A 23152-nucleotide genomic window follows, 5' to 3' on the forward strand; every position below is an offset into this window, starting at 1 on the left:
CGGTCCTCTTCTTTTTTCACCATTTTTCCTGGAGCAATCCCCCTGTCACATCATAAAGATTTATAGATCATGAATACATATGAATATGTATTCATATGTTCAGGTGATGTGTATGGGCTGTGAATGCAGTGAATGTTACCACAGCGGAAAAAGCAGAAAGGTTCTTTTAATCTCAGCAGCCCTCCTTGCAGCAGGGATCTACATGCAGTTTACTGACAGTAGCCTCTACATCATCCCCCTCCTCCTTGCGGTTGCAGTATCTGGCTACAGCATATTCAGGGGTGCATTCAGGTCCCTGAGGCATGGAAGGTTCAGCGTAGACTTCCTCATGACGGTGGCGGTCATCGGCGCCATACTCCTCGGGGATTACGCCGAGGCAGCCCTCGTAACCGTCCTCTTCTACCTTGCAGAGTACCTGGAGGAATACGCCGGTGAAAGGTCAGAAAGGTCGGTGGAGTCCCTCATAAGATTAAGGCCAGCAGAGGCCCGGGTCATTGAGGACGGAGCTGAAGGGACAAGGAGTATTGATGAGGTCAGGAAGGGGGACGTTATCGCTGTAAGGGGCGGTGACTCAATACCCCTGGACGGCATCATCATAAGGGGAACCTCAAGGGTTGATCAGTCAAACATAACAGGAGAATCCATACCGGTTAAAAAAGGGGAGGGTGATGAGGTATTCGCAGGGACGCAGAACCTTGACGGCTACCTTGAAATTGAGGTTACAAGGACCTCAAGGAACACCATACTCTCAAGGGTGATTGAAACAGTGAGGAGATCAGCACTGAGGAGATCCAGGAGGGAGAAGTTCATTGAAAGGTTCGCATCCATATACACCCCGGCTGTCATGGTCCTTGCAGTTCTAACGGCAGCAGTACCCATCATACTCGGCTATAACCCCATGGAGTGGATATACAGGGCACTGGTGCTCCTGGTGATATCCTGTCCATGCGCCCTCCTGATATCAACACCTGTTGCCATGGTCTCAGGGATGACATCAGCCGCAGGAAGGAGTATACTGGTCAAGGGATCCGAGTTCCTTGAGAAGATGGCCTCAGTTAACACGGTACTCTTTGATAAGACAGGTACACTTACAGAGGGTAGCTTTGAGGTGCTTTCTGTTGAACCCGGCGAGAGGTCAGAGGAGATCCTCAGGATCGCAGCATCCCTTGAGAGCAGATCATCCCATCCAATCGCAGAGGCCATCAAAGGGGCATACACTGGAGAAACAGATGAAGTGGATGAATTCAGGTCGGTTAAGGGGAGGGGTGTTTCAGGAAGGATCAATGGAAGGACCTACACCATTGGAAGCCCAGAGCTCTTCAATGAAGGATCAGATGGAAAGGGCACCACCGTACTCCTTGCCGATGAGGATGGAATCATGGGAAGGATCACCCTGGGCGATCAGCTGAGGGACTCGGCACCTCGTGTCATGGAAAAACTGGGGGAGAAGGGGATAGAGACCATGATGGTTACAGGTGACCATGAGGGTGTCGCATCTGAGATTGCATCAGGAGCAGGTATCAGAGATTACAGGGCAGGGCTATTTCCTGAGGATAAGATGAGGATAATCAATGAAATGGCCTCCAGGGGTACTGTTGCAATGGTAGGTGATGGTGTTAATGATGCACCGGCACTTGCAGCTGCAGATGTGGGTATAGCCATGGGTGTTCGGGGATCCGATGTTGCCCTTGAAACTGCGGATGTAACCCTTGTTGAGGATGACCTTGAAAGGATAGATGAACTCATTGACCTAAGCAGGAGAACAATCCGCACGGTGAAATTAAACACTGGAATCACGGTAACCGTCAAATTATCACTTGCAGTTTTCTCCATCCTGGGATTCGTACCCCTCTGGCTTGCCGTGGCTGCAGGTGACGTGGGATTATCCCTCTTTGTTATAGTAAACAGTCTCCTTGCAGGGAGGATGTGATTTTTTTGTCTTTTAATGTGTTTTGAGTGGGCAGTCTTGTCGGGAGGATGTGATTTTTTGTCCTTTATGGTTCAGATCCTGAAACTCTAAAAAAATAAAAAGTGGTTGAATGAACCACTAGAAGGGGAGACTTGCGTATTTTCCCCTTATCTTTGCTGTTGCAGTATTCCAGTTTCTCACAGCTCCCAGGCTGTTACTTGAACTTGTGGGGTCAGCGGCGTACCATGTATCCCCTACAAGTACCTGTGCCCAGACATGTCCATAGGTGTTACCTGAGTTGAAGGTACATGTACCGTGGACGTACCTTGCAGCCAGACCCGCAGCCCTGAACAGGGCTATAAGGAGGTGGGTCTGGTCCACACAGTTACCTGTCCTGTATTTGAGGGTATTTACAGCACCGTACCTTGTGTTGTAGTAGAAGCTGTAGCTGACCTTATCCCTGACCCAGTTGAAGATTGCTGTTGCCTTATCCCATGCACTGCTAAGTCCCGCCGTGAGGTTAGCTGCAAGGGATCTGATTGTTGAATCATTCACCTGACAGTTCGCTGTTGCAACAAGGTAGCCTGATAGGCCCTCACCATTATATGGATCATTCTCCCGCCTTGTTTCCAGTGAAGCTGGTGGTGATGTTGATGTGATTCTCTGTACTGTTACGTAGTTTGGGAGTCTTTTGTTGGTCTGGTGGAAGGTGAGGATCTTTGATATTGCGTGTATGAAGCTCTGGTAGGATATTTTTCCTATTCCTGCTGTGATGTAGTTGGGTGCTCTGTTGTTGGTGTTGATGAAGTTTAGCACGTTCTTTGCCAGGTCGAGGTATGCTGTTTTCTGGAGTGTTCCTGTTGCTGTTCCTGATGGGTTGGGTGCTGTCTGAACTGTTCTTACCGTGAGTGCTGTTGCTGTCCCTGAGATCCTCAGGAGTGTTTTGAGCATGAGGTCCATGAACTGGTCCACGGTCAGGACCTGTCCTCCAACGGTCACCGTTGATGGCAACTTTCCACTGGATTCGATGTACGTTTTTAGTGAAGCTGCAGCTAAAAGGACAGCCTCCTGGGTTACTGAACCGCTAACCGGAGCAGGTGTTATCGCCGATGTGATTCTCTGTACTGTTACGTAGTTTGGGAGTCTTTTGTTGGTCTGGTGGAAGGTGAGGATCTTTGATATTGCGTGTATGAAGCTCTGGTAGGATATTTTTCCTATTCCTGCTGTGATGTAGTTGGGTGCTCTGTTGTTGGTGTTGATGAAGTTTAGCACGTTCTTTGCCAGGTCGAGGTATGCTGTTTTCTGGAGTGTTCCTGTTGCTGTTCCTGATGGGTTGGGTGCTGTCTGAACTGTTCTTACCGTGAGTGCTGTTGCTGTCCCTGAGATCCTCAGGAGTGTTTTGAGCATGAGGTCCATGAACTGGTCCACGGTCAGGACCTGTCCTCCAACGGTCACCGTTGATGGCAACTTTCCACTGGATTCGATGTACGTTTTTAGTGAAGCTGCAGCTAAAAGAACAGCCTCCTGGGTTATAACCGTGCCACCGGCAGCCTCATAGAGGGTACCTGAATTGTCACCGTACTCTTCACTGTCCTCAGCCTCATAGAGGGTACCTGAATTGTCACCGTACTCTTCACTGTCCTCAGAATCATTTATAGAACAATCGGTCTCACATTTAACTTCACAGGGTGCTAAATCACCGTTCTCAGTCTTTGCAGTGTCCTCTGATGTGGGTCCTGAATTACCTTCTCTACTCTCCATCAGACTCTCTGATACGGTTCCTGAACTCGATTCTTCACTCAGGAGTGTATCGGTCTGGTTTATCGTGCTCTGAAATCCTGCAGAGTCTTCCGCCGCCAACTCATCTTCATCTGCCACGGGTGCTGTGTTTTCATCTGAATTTACTGCATAGCCTGCTGAACTCAAATTTATGAGAAGTATGCATGCAAGGAGCATGCATACGGATCTTCTCATATCTACCGAAATTTTACCGCCTCCAATCCACAGTGACAGTATCACTGTGACACTAAAACTTGAATTCGAACCAATATATAAATATTACGATTTATTTAACCGAAAAAAAACAATATTTGAGCTTTTTAAATCAAAATAAGCACTATTAGAGCTTTTCATTCTGATGGATAAAGGATATCCATGTTCCATGTCATTTTTCAATATAGGGGCTTTATCAGATTTTATTTTAACCATAAAGGCTCTATCCATGTCATTAAAGATTATATAAGCTTCTCCAGATCCTATTTCGAGGATAGGGATCAATTCTGCAGGGTATAAGAAGGAATCAAAACACCGATAAACTGGCATGAACCACACCAGCGGATTTAAAGTAATTTTAAGGCCCTATAATGCCTTATAAATACATTCAAATCCATCACAACATTTAATTGGCATTTTTAATTGATTTAAACCCTCCAATTACAGGAACTTCTGATTACATAAAATGGTCGATTAACATGGGGTTAAGGTTTATCTATCCATTTCAAGATACCCATAAACGGTGAATACCATGATGACTCAGGAGATGATGGATGCAGTGGAAAAAGAACTTGTTTTTGTTGCAACTGCAGATGAGGAGGGCACACCCAACGTTGTGCCAATAGGATTCGCAAGGCCCCTCGATGACAGGACAATCCTCATCGCAGATAACTACATGAAGAAGACCATCAGGAACCTCCATGAAAACCCCAGAATAGCACTGATACCCCAAAATGCCAGGGAATGCCCCTACCAGTTCAAGGGAACCGTTGAAATATTCAAATCAGGGAAATACTTCGACATGGTTGTTGAATGGGCCCAGAACGTAATGACAGAACTGGAACCAAAATCAGCCATCCTCATGAAGGTGGAGGAGATATACTCAGTGAAACCAGGACCCGAAGCCGGTGAAAAGGTAGCTTAAACTCAGCAGTGAAGAGAATGTGCGGAATCGCAGGTTACAGGGGCCCCGGAGCAGAGAAACTCGTGGAGAAGATGCTGGCAGCCCAGAAACACAGGGGACCCGACGCATCAGGCATCTACCATGACGGCAGGGTAAGGATAACCACCCCTGCAGGGGAGGAGGTGTTGGAAGCGCCGGTCACAGGGGACGTTGCCCTGGGCCACAACCTCCTCTCAATAATCGGCGGACCCCAGCCGGTAACTGGAAGGGGGGTCCTGGTCTTCAACGGGGAAATCTACAACCACAGGGAACTCCATGGTGAAGGATCCGATGCAGAGGTGCTCCTGAAACTCATCGAGGAACAGGAGGGCGACATGGAGGAGGTCCTCAGATCCACGGTTAACACCATAGACGGGGACTACGCCTTCGCCTACTATGACGGTGAAAACCTTGCACTGGTACGCGACCCTGTGGGTGTTAAGCCACTCCACCATTCAGGAGAGGCCTTTGCCTCCGAGAAGAAGGCCCTCTGGAGGATAGGCCTGGGGGATGTGGGGACACTTAAACCAGGGCACGCACTCATAAATGGCAGGGAAGTCAGGCTTAGGGGGTTACCTGAACCAGAACCCCTCAGGGCAGGATATGATGAGCTCAGGGATGAACTCATAGCAAGGCTAAGATCCGCGGTTGAGAAGAGGACCCGGGGACTTGACAGGGCAGCCATGGTATTCTCCGGGGGCGTTGACAGCACAATGCTCGCCGTCCTCCTCAAGGAACACCTGGACATCAGGCTCTACGCGGTGGGCACCAGGGGGGCAGGGGACCTTGAATTCGCCTCAAGGGCTGCAGATGACCTCAAGCTGGACCTTGAGATAATTGAAGTAGACGAGGAGACGATCAGGGAGGCCCTCCCGGGTGTCCTTACAGCCATCGAGGAGTACAGTGTCATGAAGATAGGGGTTGCCATGCCCCTCTACATTGCATCAGGGAGGGCGTCCTCTGAGGGCTACAGGGTCATGTTCTCTGGTCAGGGGGCAGATGAACTCTTTGCAGGTTACCACCGCTACAGGCGCCTCCTTGAGGAGGGGAAACTGGAGGAGGCCCTCATCCATGACCTTGAAAACATATACCATGTGAACCTTGAGAGGGATGATGCGGCTGCAATGGCAAACTCCATGGAGCTCAGGGTGCCCTTCCTTGACCTGGAGGTTATAGGACTTGCGGTGAGCATACCCATCAGTTACAGGATACTGGGCCCTGGGGATGAGCTGAGAAAGAGGATACTCAGGGAAGCGGCCCTTGAACTGGGGGTTCCTGAGTACATAGCCATGAGACCTAAGAAGGCGGCCCAGTATGGTTCAGGGATAGACAGGATACTCAGGAGGAAGGTCCTGCCGGAATTCGACCATGAATCCTTCATGGAGAAACTCATGGGGACTCGCGAAAGCAACCGGTAGGGGGTGCAGGGAATATTCTTTTTCTACGATTTAGAGTCATTTTTTATGGAAGATGGTCATTCTGATGCTGGAAGACCCATCTTCCATATCGCTCTCCCCACCACAGGATGACCTGAGCATAACCCCATATTTTATATTTCTTGTTGCAGATATAAGGTTCATAATGATCCAGTCATGATAACCTTTATGGGATATCTGATGTTTATCAGGAGATAACCTATCATGGAGTTTTAGAGGCGTTGGCAATGAAGATAGAGAAAGAGGCTGAGAAGATACTTGAAGAATTTTCAAAGGCCCTTGAAGGCGTGCCTGAACTTGAAGAGACATACTACATCGTGGATAACCTTAACAGGACAAAGGAGGACAGGGTTGAAAAATTCAACCCCGAGAAGATCCTCAGAAACGCCCCTGTTGATGAGGACGGTAACATAGTGGTTGAGAGGGGTGAATGGACCCAGTAGGTGTTTCTGATGCGTTTGAACCTTGTAATTGAACTTCGGGACGTTCCAGGGCAGCTCGTATCGGTCCTGGAGCCCCTGGGAAGTTCAGGTGCGAATATAGTCACGGTTATACATGAGAGGGACCGTGAATACGGTCCGGTGGTCCCTGTGCAGCTCACGGTGGAGGGTGATAAGGAGACCCTTGACCTTGCAGTCAGCAAACTCAGGGAGAGGGGCGTGAATATAATAGAGATGGATGGAGTCCCCCTCAAGGAGAAGTTCACAACCATCCTCATAGGCGACCTGGGTGAGGGCGACCTTCAGGAGACAGTTAACTCCATAAACAGCCTGGAAGGCGCCACGGTATCCGACCTATCACTGAAGATATCAGAGAAGGGTGGATCAGCTGCAAGGATAACCGTTGAGGCAGACCACGGGTCAAGGGACACGGTACTTGAAAGGATACAGGGCATAGCCAGGGAGAGGAAACTCCTGGTTATAGGTGAGGTGTGATAATATGGATGTGTGTCTAGTGGGGGTTGGAGCAGTCGGTCAGGGTTTCCTCCGCGCCGTCCAGCTTAAAAGAAAGCACCTCATGGAGAAGTACGGCCTTGAAATCAGATTCACGGGTGTAGCGGACTCATCAGGCGCCCTCTACAGTCCGGGGGGCCTTGATGCAGGGGAAATCCTTGAACAGAAGAAGGCCACCGGCAGAATAGCGGACCACCCATCGGCGGTTGAGGGCATGACGGGCCTTGAACTCCTCCATGAGGCAGAATACGACTGCCTTGTTGAGGCAACACCCACCAGCATAACCGATGGTGAACCAGGAAGATCCCTCCTATTAGAGGCCATGAATGAGGAGAAGCATGTTATAACATCAAACAAGGGGCACCTGGCCCTCTTCTACTCTGAACTGATGGAGGCGGCCGCCGAGAAGGGTGTTGAACTCAGATTCGAGGCCTCTGTAGGGGGTGCGATGCCCATCATAAACCTTGCAAGGGACACCCTCTCATCATGCACCGTTGAGTCCATAATAGGCATACTTAACGGCACAACCAACTTCATCCTCTCAAGGATGGCGTCAGAGGGTTCATCCTATGAACAGGCCCTCCTCGAGGCCCAGGAGCTTGGAATAGCAGAGACAAACCCTGCTCAGGACGTTGAAGGCACTGATGCTGCCTGTAAAGCTGTTATACTTGCCAACGCAATACTTGGAAGGCCATGCACCCTCAGGGATGTCAGGGTTGAGGGGATAACAGGCATAACACCAGAGGCGATTGAACTGGCAGCCCAGGACGGCTACATGATAAAGCTCATTGCAGAGGTATCAGGTGAGAAACTGGAGGTGGGACCCAGGCTCGTGAGGACGGGTTCACCCTACGCGGTTGACGGGACACTCAACATGGCAACCCTCAGGACAGACCTTGCAGGTGAGGTCACCGCGGTTGGCAGGGGGGCAGGATCCCTTGAGACGGCCTCTGCAATGCTGACAGACGCTGTGAGCATATGGAGAAACAGGGGGCTCTGAAAGGGCCCATAGTATATTATTCGTTTTCTGTAATGGCAGTGATACCGATGAAGCATGTTATTCTCGTTGGAGATGGAATGGCAGATTACCCGCTGGATGAACTTGACGGCAGAACACCACTCCAGGTGGCTGATAAACCGAACATGGACTTACTTGCAGCAGGAGGGTCCTGCGGACTCCTTAAAACGGTCCCTGATGATATGGAGGCAGGTTCAGACGTTGCGAACCTGAGCATAATGGGATACGACCCTGAAAGATACTACACAGGGAGGGGGCCCCTTGAAGCTGCAAGTATAGGTGTTGAGCTCTCTGATGAGGACGTGGCATTCCGCTGCAACCTCATAAACGCTGATGGGGTTATAAATGACTTCAATGCAGGCCACATAGAAACATCAGACGCCACAAGGCTCATCGAGGCCCTCAACCAGCACCTTGAAACCCCTGGAAGGTTCTACCCCGGTGTAAGCTACAGGAACCTCTTCGTAATACCCGGAAGGGGGTACAGGGATGTAAGGACCTATCCACCCCATGACATCGTCGGGGAGGCCGTTGATGAACACCTCCCTCAAGGATCAGAGGAGGCCCTCCACATAAGGGAACTCATGACATCATCAAGAAAGATCCTGGAATCCCATGAGGTGAACCTTAAACGGAAATCAGAGGGTAAGAGGAGGGCCACCATGATCTGGCTCTGGGGCCAGGGACCAAGGCCCTCAATGGAGCCATTAACGGAGAGGTACGGGTTAAGGGGGGCCACCATCACGGCTGTTGACCTCATAAAGGGCCTTGGCATATACGCGGGACTGGATAACATTGAGGTGCCCGGTGCCACAGGCTACATCGATACAGACTACCGGGCCAAGGGAAGGTACGCTGCAGATGCCCTTGAGGAATACGACTTCCTCTACATCCACGTTGAGGCACCCGACGAGGCAGGCCATGCAGGGGACCTTGAGGAGAAGATAAGGGCCATAGAGAACATTGACAGACTGGTGCTGGGGCCGGTCCTTGACAGGATAACCGAGTATGAACACAGGATAGCCGTGCTCCCGGACCACCCCACCCCTGTGGAGGTAAGGACACATGTACATGACCCTGTACCCTACCTCATCCATGGCGAGGGAGTGAAGGGGGATCATGTCACATCATACGATGAAAAAGAAGCATCTAAGGGGTCCCTGGGTCTCATGGAGGGCCACAGGCTCATAGACATCCTCATGAACCCCTGAGGGTAAGTTCAATCAAAGGTGATGGACCCGCAGGGAGTCCCTATTGCAATTTTTTAATAGAATGAGAGACATAATCTATCCATTAATTATCATCGGAGGAGTTGGTTCATCTGGCTAAATACATTATAGTAACAGGAGGAGTTGTAAGTTCAATTGGAAAGGGAATCACAGCGGCTTCAATAGGAAGGATACTCAGGTCCTATGGATTATCGGTGACCGCAATAAAGATAGATCCCTACCTCAACTTTGACTCGGGGACACTGAACCCCTACCAGCACGGTGAGGTCTTTGTAACCGATGACGGTATGGAGACCGACCTCGACCTGGGACACTATGAAAGGTTCCTTGACTCAGACCTCCCAGGGGATGCCAACATAACCACAGGGAAGGTCTACCTTTCGGTCATCAAAAAGGAGAGATCCGGCGACTACCTGGGCTCATGCGTCCAGATAATACCCCACATAACGGATGAGATCAAGGCCATGATAAGGAAGATCGCCGAGAGGAGCGGTGCGGACGTGGTCCTGGTTGAGGTGGGGGGCACGGTGGGTGACATTGAGGGCCAGCCCTTCCTAGAAGCCCTGAGGCAGCTCAGGAACGAGGAGGGCCATGAGAACGTTATGTTCGTCCATGTAACCTATGTACCCTACCTCCGGGCCGCGGGTGAATTCAAGACCAAACCAACACAGCACAGCACAAAGGAACTCAGGAGCACGGGTATAAACCCTGACATGATCATCTGCAGGAGCGAGATGCCCATAGACTCATCCCTCAAACGAAAAATAGCCCACTTCTGTGACGTTGAGGAGGAGGCCGTTATAAACGCACCCGATGCATCATCAATCTATGAGGTCCCCCTGGTCCTTGACAGGGAGAATGTGGGTGACTACATTGTGAGGAGGATAGAACTGGATGTTGAGGGGGAACCCGACCTTGAGGGCTGGGCAAGGATCGTTGAGTCACTGAAGATAGAGAAGCCAGAGGTCAGTGTGGGCATAGTCGGGAAATACGTTGAACTTGAGGACTCATACATCAGTATAAGGGAGGCCCTCAAGCACGCCGCAGCCCAGCTGGGCGTAAAGGTCCATATAGAATGGATAAGTGCCGATGACGCCGTCAGTGAGGATGAACTCGCCGGCCTTGACTCCATCCTCATCCCGGGGGGCTTCGGTGAGAGGGGTATAAGCGGCAAGCTTGACGCTGTCAGATTTGCAATTGAAAGGGAAGTGCCGATATTCGGCATCTGCCTCGGAATGCAGTGCATGGTCATAGAATTCGCAAGGCTACATGGCATGGAGGGTGCCAACAGTACAGAGTTCGATGCAGACACACACTACCCGGTTATTGACATGATGGAGGAGCAGAAGAGGATCAAGAACATGGGGGGTACAATGAGACTAGGCTCCTACAAATGCAGGATCAGGGACGGCACCCTTGCCAATGAGGCATACGGCACCGAACTTGTAAGTGAAAGACACAGACACAGATTTGAACTCAACAACGAATTCAGGGATGAACTTGAAGAGAAAGGACTTGTAATCTCAGGCACATCACCTGATGACTTCCTCGTGGAGATAATTGAACTCAAAGACCACCCATGGTTCCTGGGATGCCAGTTCCACCCCGAATTCAAGTCAAGACCAAACAGGGCACATCCACTATTCGTTTCATTCCTCAGGGCAGCCATGGAGAATAAAAAGTAATTTAATGTAGATAGAGGGACATTTATTTTTAAGGGTCAGTGCCCTTTATCATACTTTCCTGCAGTTTACAGTTCTATTTATTCTATGGGTTCCCAGAGGGTCACGTCACCGCTCCTCATAACAGCCCTGAACCTACCGGCACCATCACCCATGAGGACGAGTCTGACGAAGAGAGAGTCCTCATATTTAACAGGAACAGTAACGGTCCGGTTCCTGTCCTTCAGGATATATACATTGAAGCCCGATGAGGGGTCAACGGTAACCACATCAACCCATCCTTCCTTGACGGTGAAGACCCTGCAGGGTTTCATCCCCTTAAAGAGGACGGTGCCGTTAAAGGTGACACCATCACTGCTTATAAGGGGGTTTCTGGAGATGATCTCACCTTCGGAGTAGAATGGCTTCACCGTGGGCCCCGTGAAGTTCCAGCTTCCATAGTAGAGTATCCAGTAACCCTTATCGATGAGGCTGTCAGAGGTTACAAGGACATACCCGGATCTCCTCTCCATTAAAGCTGCAATGGAATCCGCTGCCGAAGCACTGATCCCCAGGGACTCAAGGTAGGTCATTCGCTGGTCTTCATCCATTCTGATGAGCTCTTCAATTATCCTGACAGACCCTGCGGGGTCTCCTGTGGCATCATATACTTCAAGGTAGCATTCATCACCAGATGATGCCAGCATGCTGAGGATGCCATCTGCAAGGACAGGGTCCGATGTTGCAAGTGCCCTGTCCTGCCAGTATTCCCTCCATACACCTGGGACCCTGGGATCAAGGGGATAACCATGGTTCCGCACTGGCAACGTTTCAATATAGCCGAGCCTTCCATCGAAGTTAACGGGCCGATCAGCCATCCATGCGAAGAAGTGTCCATGGACCCAGTTACAGACCACAACTGTATCCTCCGCTGTGTTCTCCCTGATGTAAACTGCAGCATCCATCATACAGTCATCAACCCTGGGGTGGAGGCTGCCGTAACTGTCAAGGGCGATTAGGGGTGAGGGTAGGACAAGCATGACTATGATTGAGGCTGAAAGAAGACTCCTGAAGGGTGGGTCCATGTTTTTCCTGCGGGCGAGGCGGGTTCTTATTTCACTGAAGAAAAGGGCGGATGTTACAGAGAGGGGGGGCTATGAGGACTTCAATGAAACGCAAACCCCCGCTGAGGCACACCAGACCCGCAACAAGCCAGATCATCACAGTCATGAACAGGAACCCATCATCACCCCTGAGCCTCCTCAGGGGCTCTAAACCCATTATCCCCGCAATCAGAAGGCCAGGACCTGTACCTGTTATGATTTCAGCAAATCCTGGAGGCTGAAGCTCTGTTATGTTCGCATAGGGACTGGGAAATGCACCTGTCATTGTGGATGACCCTGTATTCAGGATTTCAGGAAACAGCTGCCCTGCAGCACCGGAGGCCATAAGGGGGATCCCCCGTATGAGTGAAGGTATCCTCCCGGGATCCGTGAGTTCAATGAGGGCCGTGGTAATTAAGAGGAAGAGGAGGATGTTCCTGTCCCTGTACCTGAGTATGAATATCCCGCAGGAAACCAGGAGCACGTAATAGAGTATCTGCCAGCCGTTCCATGCAGTCGAGTAGAGGGTGATGAGCATGGCAGAGACGGTACTCCACCTCCAGTCATCCCTCCGCACTGAAAGGTAGAGTGAGTGGACCACCATGAGAGGGAAGAGGACATTGAATATGTCGGTATCATAAAATCCAGGGACGGTCCTCATGAAATAGAAGGGTGCTGTGACTGCAAGGAGCCCTGCAAGGCCGGATGAGAGATCATCACAGTCAAGGCTCCCTGCAAAGAGGAACACCGCAACCCCTGCAGGGGGGAGACCACCGCAGGGAGCCAGAAGGCCAGTTCACTCAGGCTTAAAAACCGGGATGTTAGTAGATGAAGGATGATGGTGATGAAGGCGAGGAGGGGTGGATAGTCAAGGGGGACCCCTGGAGGATAGTATGAGTGCCGGTCCCATCCATCACCATCAGAGAGTTCGCCATGATCCAGGAGGTTCATGGCGAGCCTGAGGTTATAGTATGAGTCCATATCATACATGAGGGGTTCATGGTGCCTTTCACTATGCAGGCTGCTGTTATCGGTACCTGCCCTTACCGCAAAGCCGGTAGTAAGGAGGATGAATATTACTATCAGGGATCCTCTGGTCAACTTTATCATCTGCCATGTATGTTTACATCCTACTTTTATCATAAAATTATAAATATGGACAGCCCGAGAGTATTCCTAGTATATAAGCATATGGAGTGATTATCATGATTATAGATATCTTAACGGTTTTAATAGCAGTTCTGGTCTGTCTTTACGCATCCTACAGTGACCTGAAGAAGGGTATTATCCCCAACAGGATCACCTTTCCTGTTATAGGGGCGGGTCTTGGTATAAATGCTTTGAAGGCCTATCTACTTGAGGATCCATGGTTATTCATTTACACGGCAATCTTCACTGCAGGAATATTTGCACTGGGCTACATCCTCTGGAGGATGGGGGCATGGGCCGGTGGTGATGTCAAGCTCTTCACGGCGGTAACAGCTCTCCTCCCCTTCCAGCCACACATCATAGACTACAAGTTCATGGGAATAAACTTCCCTGTAACAGCCCTCTACCCTTTTCCTCTCACGGTTATCATAAACAGCATACTCTCCCTCCTACCCTTCCTACTCATATTCGTGTTCTTCATAATCTACACATCCCGCAGGGAACTGATGGATGAATTCATGGAGCCGCTGAAGCAGTACCGGGCCAACATGCTACTGTCCCTGGTCATAACATCTGCAGTAACACTCTCATTCATTGTAATAGATTTCCTGCCATTCCAGATCATAATACTGACACTCTTGGTGATCTACCTCCTCACAATGGCCATATCAAAGCTTCCGCCACGCTTAAAGGCCATTGTTGTCTCAGCTGTCCTCGTGTACTCCCTCTACAGGAACTTTGAGCTTACGGTGAGCGGTGTTGTTATACTCTGGGTGTCCATCACCATCATCCAGCTCATCAGGAAGCTCCTGACATCTGTTGCAAGGGAGGCCCTCCAGGACACGGTGAAGGTGAGTGAACTCCGTGAGGGCATGATACTCGCACACTCACTCTACAGGAGGGGGGATGACTACTACTTTGATGACGCATCCTTCCTTGACAGGTTCAGGACAGCCGCAAGGACAGGTGATGTATCCTCTCTTACATACCGTGGTGAACCTGTGGTATCTGCAATGGCTGCGGGTCTCCGGGAGGAGGAGATTGAGACCCTCAGGGGGCTGGTATCTGAGGGTAAGATAAGGGATGAGTTCCGTGTAAGGAGGGGTATGCCATTTGCCCCTGCAATATTCATCGGACTCATGATCTCACTCCTGGTGGGGGACCTTGCAATGCTACTCTCAAGGGTCCTTGATGTGATATTCTAGCCAAATCTTATATGTTGTGCTGAACATAGAATCTATTAGAGATATGTACAGGTGATCTTGATGGATAATGGGGGACAGGTTTCCCTTGAATACCTCCTGCTGATACTTGTCGTCACACTTGTACTTGGAGGCGTGACGATACCCCTCATAGGCAGCTCCATAGAGGCGAGTACGGATGTTTCAAGGGCCTCTGATGCAAAGATAGCCGTCCAGACCCTTGCCGATGCCGCGGATATAGTCTACTCCAATGGACCAGGTGCCAAGAGGACCGTGAGTTTCTACATACCGGTAGACGGCACACTGCTTGCAGGTAACAGCCGTGTAATATTCACGGTAACCTACACCAACGGAACGAGGTCAAATATAACAGCCAGCACACAGTACAATATAACAGCCAGTGCAACCCAGCTCACCAGGGGATGGTACACGGCTGTGGTTTACTGGCCTCTTAACTCAAGCACGGTATCTGTAATCAACATTACAAGGAAATAGGGAGAGATCATGATGGGTTTTTTTTCAAGGCTGGGTAAGGCAGTGATAACACTTTTCAATATTATAGGAACGGTCATATTCTGGATAATCGAACTCCCGGGAGTGATAAGGCAGCTGCCCTCCATCATAAGGGAGGGCGTATCAGGGGTTGATATGAATGGTATCATGGAGAGGGTCCATGAGAGGACAAGGGGCCTTGCCAGGGAGATAAATACCGGGCAGGATGAGGAGATCCAGGAGATCCTTGAAGAGGCCCGTAACCATAACATCGATATCCCCAGGGATGATGCGCCCATAATCATAAAGTCCCAGGGCTTTGACCCCTCTGAAAAGGAGAACGCTGTCCTTAAACTTCAGATTGCGGCTTCACTCTTCATCATAGCATCCATCGTATACGTCTTCAACTTCATATCCATCATCATATTCGTGCCGGTGGCACTCATACTTGTTGCCCTTGTTGTATACATCCTCTACAGGCAGATAAGGGTCATGTACCCGGCTGACTTTGAGGCCTACAGGGACTTCTTCTTCATGTACATGGCTGTTGGCCTTGTTATCATCATAGTATCAGGAAACCCATTCCTGACAATGGCGTTTCCCTTCCTGTTCTTCCCCTCCCTCACGATATTCATATTCGCTGTGCTTGCAGCTGCAGCGGTGTTCCTCATATTCAGAATAAGGTATGTGCGTGATTACACCTTCGGTGAGGTTATTGATGCAGGTGAGAACACATCCTATGTCAGGGTTGACTATGATATAAGGAGCAATGTGAAGCCCGATGTCTACATAGTTGAGAACAATGGCTTCGATGTCAGGGTCCATGATACCGTGAAGCTTGCGGTTGATGGCTCGATCATGAGTATGAGGGGTAACAGGCCCATAAGGATCATAGGTGTTGAAGAATAAGCTTCTATTTTTTATATGCTGAGGGTTAGAGGTACGGTTTCAGGAATAGGTTTTTAGTTTTTTATGGGCTGAGGGTTACTGTGTAGGTTTTATCTCCAAGTTTAACCGTCGTGTCATTAACCCTCACACATCCTCCAAGGTTGAGGATGTATTCAACCGTCCGGTTAATGACCGTGGCCCTGTAATTCTGGGGCAGAGGACTGTCAAGGTTTATGGTCACCGTCTTATTCCTGTCCCCTGTGATCCTCACACCCATAACCTTCACAGGCTTCATGGACACGTTGGAGTAAGTGATCTCCGCAACAGCACTTGAAGCCCCCTCCTTTGCAGAGGCAGCAATACTGTTTTCCTGTGACTGGGGACCTGCTATTGAGGAGAAAACAAGTACTATTATGAGTATGAATGAAGCGATAAGCAGGAACTCTGCAGATACCTGGCCCCTTAAATCCATAACAGATCATCTCCAGAAAATATTATAGATCAACAGATATATATAATGTTTCATCTCATAAATGAACACAGATAAGGAGAAGGGGATAAATTATATGGATATGCTGTCTGATAGACGGGGATTTGCATTTTCACTTGACATTCTACTTGCACTCATACCACTGACGATCCTCCTCGGTATGCTGGCTGCGGATATGGACAACATAATGTACCTCACCCAGAGTACCATATACCAGAGCTCACTGGATCGCCACGCCTCAGATGTTGCAGACGCCCTTGTTGAGACTTCAGGGGTACCATTCGACTGGGAAAAGAGAGGGAACCCGCAGACAGTCGGCCTTGCAAGGCATGACCCAGTTAAAGGTCTTCCACAGAAGAACTACCTCTCACCCTCAAAGGTGGCGGGTATAAATACCACGAATATGGGTGAACTTATAGGGCCCAGGTACGGCTATTACATCAACATAACAACAGCAGAGGGACTTACAATCAGGACCCTCGGCACGCTGAACACAAGCGCAAGTGACATCGTGAGGGTTGAACGCTATGTCCTCACAAGTAAGGTGGAGCGTGTGGGTTCAATAGAGGGCCTTATAAGGGACGCGGGACAGCCAAGAACCTACACCACCAATTTCCCGACCAATGAGGCTTACCTACGAATCTATGACTACTGGGTCCTCGTGATTAACAGGGGATATAATTCTGCCTTTGTTGATGTTAACAACAACCGTGTGGTGCCACCAAACGATATAAATCAGCATGTAACCGAGATAAAGCGGCAGATAAATGAAACCTACCTCTACAATGACACCATCTTCAGGGATAACATACTCAGCGTGAGGACCCAGAGTAACCCCGGCGCCTCCATGGATGTTTACATACTTGCAGCTCCAAAGGGCACACCTCCGGGGCAGATAACTCTGGATAATGTTAGACTCAGACCGGCTAAATTCATACTTTACCTGTGGATAAGGTGATTTATCATGATCCGTGATCTTAGCAGCGATGAGGGTGGATTAATATTCACAACAGATGCTGTACTTGCACTTATAGTGGTATTCATCCTGACAGCTTCAATTGCAACCTACTTTGCACTCCCATCATACATGGGCTCTGATCACCAGCACCTCGAGACCATGGCGGCGGATGCCCTTGACATCATGAGGGAGGACGGGACACTCTACTCTGCAGCCGCAATGTACTCAAGAAACAATACTGCAGGTGCAGAGAACCTCATAAAACAGGATCTTAACTCCATCCTCCCACCAGGGGTCGGGTATGAATTCCAGATAGGCACCTACCCTGCCATAAGGAATGATAGCGGAATACTTGTCGCAAGGGACACAGCATCAAGGGCCATTGTAATCTCGGGGCCTGAGGAGGGCTGGCTCGGACGTGCATGGTACAAGCAGGAGGAGGTGACCCTTGAGGACCAAGAGATAAACTCAACCACGACGGTCTGGAACTTCCACAACTGGTTAACCAACTTCTGGAACCAACTTTATTCAAGACCCTACTGGGGCTACAAGACAAGCCCCAGGAACATCAGCTTCTCTGTCCCATCAACAAATATCCACTGGGGAAAATTCCTGATGGGATCATGCAACAGAGTGAACAGGTCATCCTACGGCGCGAACGTTGTAATAAACAACGTACCCCACATTGTAGGGAATGACAGCTTCACATTCCTCAACCTGAGACCTGGCACAACAAGGGAGCGAATGTACAACTACCAGGGCAACATCACCTCCCTCACAGGGGGCGCCAACAACTTCTATGTACGGTTCACCAACATGACCACAACTGGTTACTCTGACTATGACCTTCCATGGTTTTCAATCATAGCAAACTACACCACCACCATAAAGGTGCCCAAGGGTATCATCACCAGAACCTACCAGTTCAATGATGCTGCTGGACTGGCCGTGCCCAGCCAGACAAGGCTCGACCTGAACGGGACCATGGGTTATGGCCGTATATATGACCTCAACAAGGGTACTGTCACGAACCTCAATACGAGGAGGGTGATAGCCTGGAGTAGCATGGTGAGGCAGAACCATATATACTCTGATGGACTTCCATTTGTAATCGATAATGTTAATGGAAGAGGGGCTGATGGATGCGCAGTCAGCGTTACCCAGGATATACCCATACCTGCCGGTTCAAGGATACTGGACGCCTACACCATCGTGAACCCCTATGGTGGTGTGGACAATGCCCTGGTGGAGGTCTGGAATGGTACAGCATGGAACGTGGCCTTCTGTTCCTTCAACTATGGAGGGGTAACCTACAGTACAGTCCGTGATGGATACGGTAACGTCCCGGGCATAATTTATGTGAGGGACTACCTGCGGGCAGGTCAGACAAATAAGGTCCGGGTTACGATATGGGATAACGTTCCCGGGCAGGACTATGACCTTGTTGGACTCGTTGACTCCTACACCACAGTCTCCTACACGTCTCTCCCAATCCAGTGGAACAACTACCCCTTCAACAGCTACCAGAACTCAACCAATGTATCAGCACCTGTAAGACAATTCACCATTGGCCCAGACGCCAAGAAAGTCCTGCTCTTTGTGGGCGCAGGTCTTGATACAAAATCAGTGAAGGTCGAGGTTAAAAACTCAACAAGTGCCTGGACCCAGCTCTACAGCGGCCCTGTCCCCTTCTCACTGGATATCGGGGCAATTGATGCTGCTGGAAGCAGGATATTCGCAACAGGCAGTCCTGGCAACTACAGTACAAGACCCGGCACATATAATATCCGCGTGACAGTAAACTCAGGGCAGGGCTGGGAGTCAGGCGACTCCAATGCAGAGATCTACTCCGGTACACGTGTCGCCGTCATCTACCCCAAGTTCCTTGCAAACATGTGGGCCACCCAGTACTCAAATGACGCCTACACGGCCCAGGCCCTGGCTAAACAGGAGCTTATCGACATGCTCAGACAGTCAGGTTACACCATAGATGAACGCCTCATAAAGACGGAGGCACTCTACACAGGGGATATCCCCAACTCGTTACCCGTCAGACTGACACTATGGAGGAGTTGATTATGAGAATAATCCACGATGAGGATGGATATGCATTCACACCACTTGCAGTGCTCCTCTTCATACCGGTCATTATAATCGCAATATCCTATGGCAACATAGTCAATGAGGCCAACATGCTGGCCGGCCTTGCAACAGGGGGGGACGTTACCGTCACCGTGGCAGCCTCCATATACTCAACCATTGAAAAGGCTGCAGCAGACGCTGGGCGTAATGCTGCATACAATGCATCAAGGAATGTTATTGATAACGCAGAGTTCTTCCCCCATGGAACAAGCAAGGCAAATATAACAGGTAACATAGTTGATGCAATAAACTATAACGTTATAAACACGTCCCTTGAACTTGAAAGGCAGACAGGGCGTCAGATATACATAAACGACATCCCCATAACAAATTATACAAGCGCCACATTCACAATGGCAGATGTTAACATAACACAGGATGACCCCTTCGGCTTCAAGGTGAATATACGTGGGGGTATACCGATAAGGATAGTTCAGAAGGAGCAGGTATATGAGTTCAGGTTACCACCAACATCAGCCTATGTGAGCATTGAGGGTATAGAGGACCCCTACATCTGGATAAACACAAAGTTTCGTCAGAGTAACGTCATATACAAGTACCCATACTATGCAACTAACGGCTCATATCGAGATTACCGTATGAATGAGAACGTTGATAGTGACAGCCACCTTCAGAACCTGTGGTACTGTTTAAACGGAACAGATAACCCCAGCAATATAACACCACGCTCCTACTACTTCATTGACCCCTACGGACTTTCATTCTTTGATAGACTTGAGAACCGTTCAACATCAGCTGACCCGGAATATACCCGTATGAGCACCTTCATCCTCGGGGATCCGCTCCTTGAGGACCATAACGGTAACCAGTACATCTCAAAGGTTGATAGGGACTATTTCAGGGGAATTCCAGGTACAGCCATAAGGGTGAGGGGCAGTGACATGAGCGACCCCCTGGGCGCCCTGTTCTGCCTCTCCCAGACATATAAGGATCTTCTTGGACTTGCAGCAAATAATTACACTTAATGGTGGTTTAATGGATGATAAGGGTATTTTAAGCATAGACTTCATCTTCGCAACCCTCATAGCCATACTGATAATGGCGGGGATGGTGGCAATGGTTAACAATGAACTCTCAAGGACGCAGACTGGGGAACTTGGAGAGGCAAGGATGGTCGGCGAACGCGTGGCAGGAGCTGTCAATGCAGCCTACACCAATGGACCGGGATTCGCTGCAAATATAACAATACCATCCCATCTTAACTGTACGGTTGAAGTGAGGAACGGTGAGGTCAGGGTCTTTTACGGGACATATACAGTGAACCTGGACATCATCCCCAAGGTCAATGTCACCACAACCAACATGACACCCGGAAAATATACCGTGATGAACAGGAATGGTACGGTGATTATAACTCGGATATGAAGTAATTTCTGTATGTTGATGGAAGGAATGGTACCGTATAATCATGATATCTTCCCGCATACCATATGGCTATTGAGTACGTTTAGCAAAACCATGAACTGATTTAGGAGGATTATAGATTGCTGGATGACCTAAGATGGGAGTATAAAGCACTTGGCCTCATAGTGATTATAGGATTATCCATAACAGCCTACTCTTACCTTTCAATGGGCGGCGGAGAGAGGGTATCCCTTTCAAATAACTCGGGAGATCAGCAGCCAGAGCCTGTCCCGATGCCCTTCCCTGAATATAACAGTACCGGCAGTACAGAAAATAATACAGGGAATATCACAGCCGAGGAGGCGAGGCAGATAGCGGCTGAATCAGGGTACACCGCAGGCGACCCCACAATGGGTTCAATAAATATCAACGGCACACAGATACCTGTATGGGTTGTTCCACTCCAGAGGGGTGGGAAAACCGTGAGGGAGGTCTATGTAAGGTTAGAAGATGGGGAGATCCTTGGAAGCAGGGAGTTCAGTTAAATACTTGTCTTCATGGTCAGAAAAACCATAATTTACCAGAATCACAACATATTTAAGTGGAGCATGGATATACTAATGATAACTGATCTCACAAGGATTCCTGGTGGATAACATGGATACGCTGACTGTAATCGTGATGCTGGCTCTTTTCATTCTTCTCCTTGGGTTCATATTCTCTGCAGGGCTCATGACACCTGTAATCGGGAAGAAAAACATTTTCTTTGTGATATTCATAGGATTCATTGCGGGGGTTATTGGAGGGATCTTTCTCATATCACCGGTCTATGATGAACTCCCCTTCATCGTAAGGAACATTTACATGTCAACCTCCGATGTGAATGAAACCATCACCGCCGACGTATCAGCAGGTAAGGATATACTAAGGTTTATGGATGAACTCTCTGCCCAGGATGGTGTTGAGGCCGTCTACTCTGAAGGGATCTTCCTGAAAACTGACAGATTCTCAGAGAGCCGTAAACGTATAATAGAGGATAAGATTTCATTGATAGACCCCAATATAACCTCCTGGCAGGTTCACACCAACGGGACAATAATACTCCAGGTTAAAAAGGGCCATAACCCTGTCAGGACCCTCGATACCCTTTCAGAGTGGCTCATGTACACCGGAGGTATAAATACATGTTACAGTGCAGTGCACCTTGTGGTGACTGTAAGGCCAGATAAGGTGGATTCAATCGTTTCCTACCTCCAGGCAAGGGATGTTGTGGTAACAGGGATTAAAGGACCTGCAGAGGAGAAGGCTGCTGCTTTTAAGGCAGCATTACCTGATAAGTCCAACATAATACTGTTCTGCGGATTCCTTGGCATGTTAACAGGTATTGCAGGTGTCTTCATAGATTCCATCATAGCATTCATCGGGAAGATAAGGGGCAGGGAGGCATGAGATTCCTGGATGGAGTAAAAGATCATGAAGTCCGTGGTTCTATATTCAGGTGGCAAGGACAGTACAATGGCACTCTACCATGCCCTAAGGGAGTCCGAGGTCCTATTCCTTTTATCGATGGTATCGGAGAACAGTGAGTCCCACATGTACCATGTGCCCAACATCAGACTCACAAGGCTCCTCTCAGAGGCCGTGGGGATACCGCTGATTGAAGCAGAAACTGAGGGTGTTGAGGAGGAAGAGGTTGAGGACCTTGCAGGGATACTTGAGGAGCTCAAAGGGCAGGGTGTTGAGGCAGTCTACTCAGGAGCCCTCTATTCTGAATACCAGAAGTCAAGGATAGACTCCATCTGCAGCAGGCTTGGTCTGAGGTCAGTCGCACCCCTATGGCAGAGGGATCCCCTGGAGTATATGGAGGAGATTGTTGACCTTGGATTTAAGGTTATGGTGACCGCCGTTGCAGCTGAGGGGCTTGATGAGTCATGGCTTGGGAGGATAATTGACAGGGGGATGATAGCTGAACTTGCAGATCTCAGTGAAAGGTACGGTATAAACCCCGCCTTTGAGGGGGGTGAAGCAGAATCCCTGGTCCTTGACGGGCCCATATTCAGTAAGAGGCTTGAAATAGTTGAATATGAGAAGAAATGGTTCTTTGATAACGGTTTTATTGATATAAAAAAAGCTGTTCTTGTGGATAAATGATTTTTTAGGTTGTGTGTAGTTTCAAAGAGACCTTTTCCTCTAGATGGGTTATTTTTAGGTTGCAGGTTACG

The 23152-nt window shown here is 49.3% G+C and carries 21 protein-coding genes and 1 pseudogene; 18 read left to right on the forward strand and 4 right to left on the reverse strand.

The window, feature by feature from the left end:
• The first annotated feature begins 112 nt into the window (after positions 1–112).
• Positions 113–1930 (forward strand): heavy metal translocating P-type ATPase, encoded by a 1818-nt coding sequence (locus N5910_RS04120; RefSeq protein ID WP_261599826.1) that lies wholly within the window; start codon positions 113–115, stop codon positions 1928–1930.
• A gap of 117 nt (positions 1931–2047) precedes the next feature.
• On the opposite strand, the gene N5910_RS04125 is transcribed toward N5910_RS04120, so the two are convergent.
• Complete coding sequence (locus tag N5910_RS04125) at positions 2048–3883, reverse strand: pseudomurein-binding repeat-containing protein (RefSeq protein WP_261599827.1); 1836 nt, start codon at positions 3881–3883, stop codon at positions 2048–2050.
• 550 nt (positions 3884–4433) lie between these two features.
• Between N5910_RS04125 and N5910_RS04130 the strand changes: the two genes are divergently transcribed.
• The 7 genes from N5910_RS04130 (at position 4434) to pyrG (ending at position 11165) form a co-directional block, all read left to right on the forward strand.
• Positions 4434–4826 (forward strand): pyridoxamine 5'-phosphate oxidase family protein, encoded by a 393-nt coding sequence (locus tag N5910_RS04130; protein ID WP_074358855.1) that lies wholly within the window; start codon positions 4434–4436, stop codon positions 4824–4826.
• 17 nt (positions 4827–4843) lie between these two features.
• Entirely contained in the window at positions 4844–6262 is a 1419-nt protein-coding gene (locus N5910_RS04135) for an asparagine synthetase B (protein WP_261599878.1), read from the forward strand.
• A 245-nt stretch (positions 6263–6507) separates the two neighbouring features.
• Positions 6508–6723, forward strand: coding sequence for an Asp-tRNA(Asn) amidotransferase subunit GatC (gene gatC, locus N5910_RS04140; RefSeq protein ID WP_074358857.1), 216 nt, complete (start codon positions 6508–6510; stop codon positions 6721–6723).
• Between the two features lie 9 nt (positions 6724–6732).
• Positions 6733–7215 carry an ACT domain-containing protein gene (locus N5910_RS04145; protein ID WP_074358858.1) on the forward strand — a complete coding sequence of 161 codons (483 nt, stop codon included), beginning with the start codon at positions 6733–6735 and terminating at the stop codon, positions 7213–7215.
• 4 nt (positions 7216–7219) lie between these two features.
• Positions 7220–8233 (forward strand): homoserine dehydrogenase, encoded by a 1014-nt coding sequence (locus tag N5910_RS04150; RefSeq protein WP_074358859.1) that lies wholly within the window; start codon positions 7220–7222, stop codon positions 8231–8233.
• Between the two features lie 47 nt (positions 8234–8280).
• Complete coding sequence (locus tag N5910_RS04155) at positions 8281–9462, forward strand: cofactor-independent phosphoglycerate mutase (protein WP_261599828.1); 1182 nt, start codon at positions 8281–8283, stop codon at positions 9460–9462.
• A 101-nt stretch (positions 9463–9563) separates the two neighbouring features.
• Positions 9564–11165 carry a glutamine hydrolyzing CTP synthase gene (gene pyrG / locus N5910_RS04160; RefSeq protein ID WP_315901947.1) on the forward strand — a complete coding sequence of 534 codons (1602 nt, stop codon included), beginning with the start codon at positions 9564–9566 and terminating at the stop codon, positions 11163–11165.
• A 77-nt stretch (positions 11166–11242) separates the two neighbouring features.
• On the opposite strand, the gene N5910_RS04165 is transcribed toward pyrG, so the two are convergent.
• On the reverse strand, positions 11243–12226 hold the full coding sequence (locus tag N5910_RS04165) for a dolichyl-diphosphooligosaccharide--protein glycosyltransferase subunit STT3 (RefSeq protein ID WP_261599829.1): 984 nt from the start codon (positions 12224–12226) through the stop codon (positions 11243–11245).
• A 31-nt stretch (positions 12227–12257) separates the two neighbouring features.
• A pseudogene (locus N5910_RS04170) lies at positions 12258–13387 on the reverse strand (STT3 domain-containing protein).
• A 62-nt stretch (positions 13388–13449) separates the two neighbouring features.
• Here N5910_RS04170 and N5910_RS04180 point away from each other — a divergent pair.
• From N5910_RS04180 to N5910_RS04190, 3 genes are read left to right on the forward strand one after another with little or no spacing between them, the layout of a single operon-like run.
• A complete protein-coding gene (locus N5910_RS04180) occupies positions 13450–14598 on the forward strand; it encodes an A24 family peptidase C-terminal domain-containing protein (RefSeq protein ID WP_191216512.1) in 1149 nt (382 codons plus the stop codon).
• A 60-nt stretch (positions 14599–14658) separates the two neighbouring features.
• A complete protein-coding gene (locus N5910_RS04185; protein WP_261599832.1) occupies positions 14659–15090 on the forward strand; it encodes a class III signal peptide-containing protein in 432 nt (143 codons plus the stop codon).
• Between the two features lie 9 nt (positions 15091–15099).
• A complete protein-coding gene (locus N5910_RS04190; protein ID WP_261599833.1) occupies positions 15100–15996 on the forward strand; it encodes a DUF2101 family protein in 897 nt (298 codons plus the stop codon).
• A 61-nt stretch (positions 15997–16057) separates the two neighbouring features.
• Here the strand turns inward: N5910_RS04190 and N5910_RS04195 are convergent, their stop codons facing one another.
• A complete protein-coding gene (locus N5910_RS04195; RefSeq protein ID WP_074358864.1) occupies positions 16058–16447 on the reverse strand; it encodes a hypothetical protein in 390 nt (129 codons plus the stop codon).
• Positions 16448–16541: 94 nt separating this feature from the next.
• Between N5910_RS04195 and N5910_RS04200 the strand changes: the two genes are divergently transcribed.
• From N5910_RS04200 to N5910_RS04230, 7 genes are all read left to right on the forward strand, one after another.
• Positions 16542–17423 (forward strand): hypothetical protein, encoded by an 882-nt coding sequence (locus N5910_RS04200; protein ID WP_261599834.1) that lies wholly within the window; start codon positions 16542–16544, stop codon positions 17421–17423.
• 6 nt (positions 17424–17429) lie between these two features.
• Complete coding sequence (locus N5910_RS04205) at positions 17430–19499, forward strand: hypothetical protein (protein ID WP_261599835.1); 2070 nt, start codon at positions 17430–17432, stop codon at positions 19497–19499.
• A gap of 2 nt (positions 19500–19501) precedes the next feature.
• On the forward strand, positions 19502–20551 hold the full coding sequence (locus N5910_RS04210) for a hypothetical protein (protein WP_261599836.1): 1050 nt from the start codon (positions 19502–19504) through the stop codon (positions 20549–20551).
• Positions 20552–20561: 10 nt separating this feature from the next.
• Positions 20562–20951 carry a hypothetical protein gene (locus tag N5910_RS04215; protein ID WP_191216516.1) on the forward strand — a complete coding sequence of 130 codons (390 nt, stop codon included), beginning with the start codon at positions 20562–20564 and terminating at the stop codon, positions 20949–20951.
• A gap of 119 nt (positions 20952–21070) precedes the next feature.
• Positions 21071–21475: a PepSY domain-containing protein gene (locus N5910_RS04220; RefSeq protein ID WP_074358869.1), complete on the forward strand. Its 405-nt coding sequence runs from the start codon at positions 21071–21073 to the stop codon at positions 21473–21475.
• 112 nt (positions 21476–21587) lie between these two features.
• On the forward strand, positions 21588–22379 hold the full coding sequence (locus N5910_RS04225) for a hypothetical protein (protein WP_074358870.1): 792 nt from the start codon (positions 21588–21590) through the stop codon (positions 22377–22379).
• Positions 22380–22403: 24 nt separating this feature from the next.
• On the forward strand, positions 22404–23081 hold the full coding sequence (locus N5910_RS04230; protein ID WP_074358871.1) for a diphthine--ammonia ligase: 678 nt from the start codon (positions 22404–22406) through the stop codon (positions 23079–23081).
• Positions 23082–23152: the final 71 nt, after the last annotated feature.

This window comes from Methanothermobacter wolfeii, assembly GCF_025397995.1.
In the GTDB taxonomy this organism is placed as follows: domain Archaea; phylum Methanobacteriota; class Methanobacteria; order Methanobacteriales; family Methanothermobacteraceae; genus Methanothermobacter; species Methanothermobacter wolfei.

Excerpts from the sequence above, each read along its gene's own strand:
- N5910_RS04120 (WP_261599826.1), top strand. The coding sequence starts at position 113 with ATGGGCTGTGAATGCAGTGAATGTTACCACAGCGGAAAAAGCAGAAAG.
- N5910_RS04125 (WP_261599827.1), bottom strand. The coding sequence starts at position 3,883 with ATGAGAAGATCCGTATGCATGCTCCTTGCATGCATACTTCTCATAAAT.
- N5910_RS04130 (WP_074358855.1), top strand. The coding sequence starts at position 4,434 with ATGATGACTCAGGAGATGATGGATGCAGTGGAAAAAGAACTTGTTTTT.
- N5910_RS04135 (WP_261599878.1), top strand. The coding sequence starts at position 4,844 with ATGTGCGGAATCGCAGGTTACAGGGGCCCCGGAGCAGAGAAACTCGTG.
- gatC (WP_074358857.1), top strand. The coding sequence starts at position 6,508 with ATGAAGATAGAGAAAGAGGCTGAGAAGATACTTGAAGAATTTTCAAAG.
- N5910_RS04145 (WP_074358858.1), top strand. The coding sequence starts at position 6,733 with ATGCGTTTGAACCTTGTAATTGAACTTCGGGACGTTCCAGGGCAGCTC.
- N5910_RS04150 (WP_074358859.1), top strand. The coding sequence starts at position 7,220 with ATGGATGTGTGTCTAGTGGGGGTTGGAGCAGTCGGTCAGGGTTTCCTC.
- N5910_RS04155 (WP_261599828.1), top strand. The coding sequence starts at position 8,281 with ATGAAGCATGTTATTCTCGTTGGAGATGGAATGGCAGATTACCCGCTG.
- N5910_RS04165 (WP_261599829.1), bottom strand. The coding sequence starts at position 12,226 with ATGGACCCACCCTTCAGGAGTCTTCTTTCAGCCTCAATCATAGTCATG.
- N5910_RS04180 (WP_191216512.1), top strand. The coding sequence starts at position 13,450 with ATGATTATAGATATCTTAACGGTTTTAATAGCAGTTCTGGTCTGTCTT.
- N5910_RS04185 (WP_261599832.1), top strand. The coding sequence starts at position 14,659 with ATGGATAATGGGGGACAGGTTTCCCTTGAATACCTCCTGCTGATACTT.
- N5910_RS04190 (WP_261599833.1), top strand. The coding sequence starts at position 15,100 with ATGATGGGTTTTTTTTCAAGGCTGGGTAAGGCAGTGATAACACTTTTC.
- N5910_RS04195 (WP_074358864.1), bottom strand. The coding sequence starts at position 16,447 with ATGGATTTAAGGGGCCAGGTATCTGCAGAGTTCCTGCTTATCGCTTCA.
- N5910_RS04200 (WP_261599834.1), top strand. The coding sequence starts at position 16,542 with ATGGATATGCTGTCTGATAGACGGGGATTTGCATTTTCACTTGACATT.
- N5910_RS04205 (WP_261599835.1), top strand. The coding sequence starts at position 17,430 with ATGATCCGTGATCTTAGCAGCGATGAGGGTGGATTAATATTCACAACA.
- N5910_RS04210 (WP_261599836.1), top strand. The coding sequence starts at position 19,502 with ATGAGAATAATCCACGATGAGGATGGATATGCATTCACACCACTTGCA.
- N5910_RS04215 (WP_191216516.1), top strand. The coding sequence starts at position 20,562 with ATGGATGATAAGGGTATTTTAAGCATAGACTTCATCTTCGCAACCCTC.
- N5910_RS04225 (WP_074358870.1), top strand. The coding sequence starts at position 21,588 with ATGGATACGCTGACTGTAATCGTGATGCTGGCTCTTTTCATTCTTCTC.
- N5910_RS04230 (WP_074358871.1), top strand. The coding sequence starts at position 22,404 with ATGAAGTCCGTGGTTCTATATTCAGGTGGCAAGGACAGTACAATGGCA.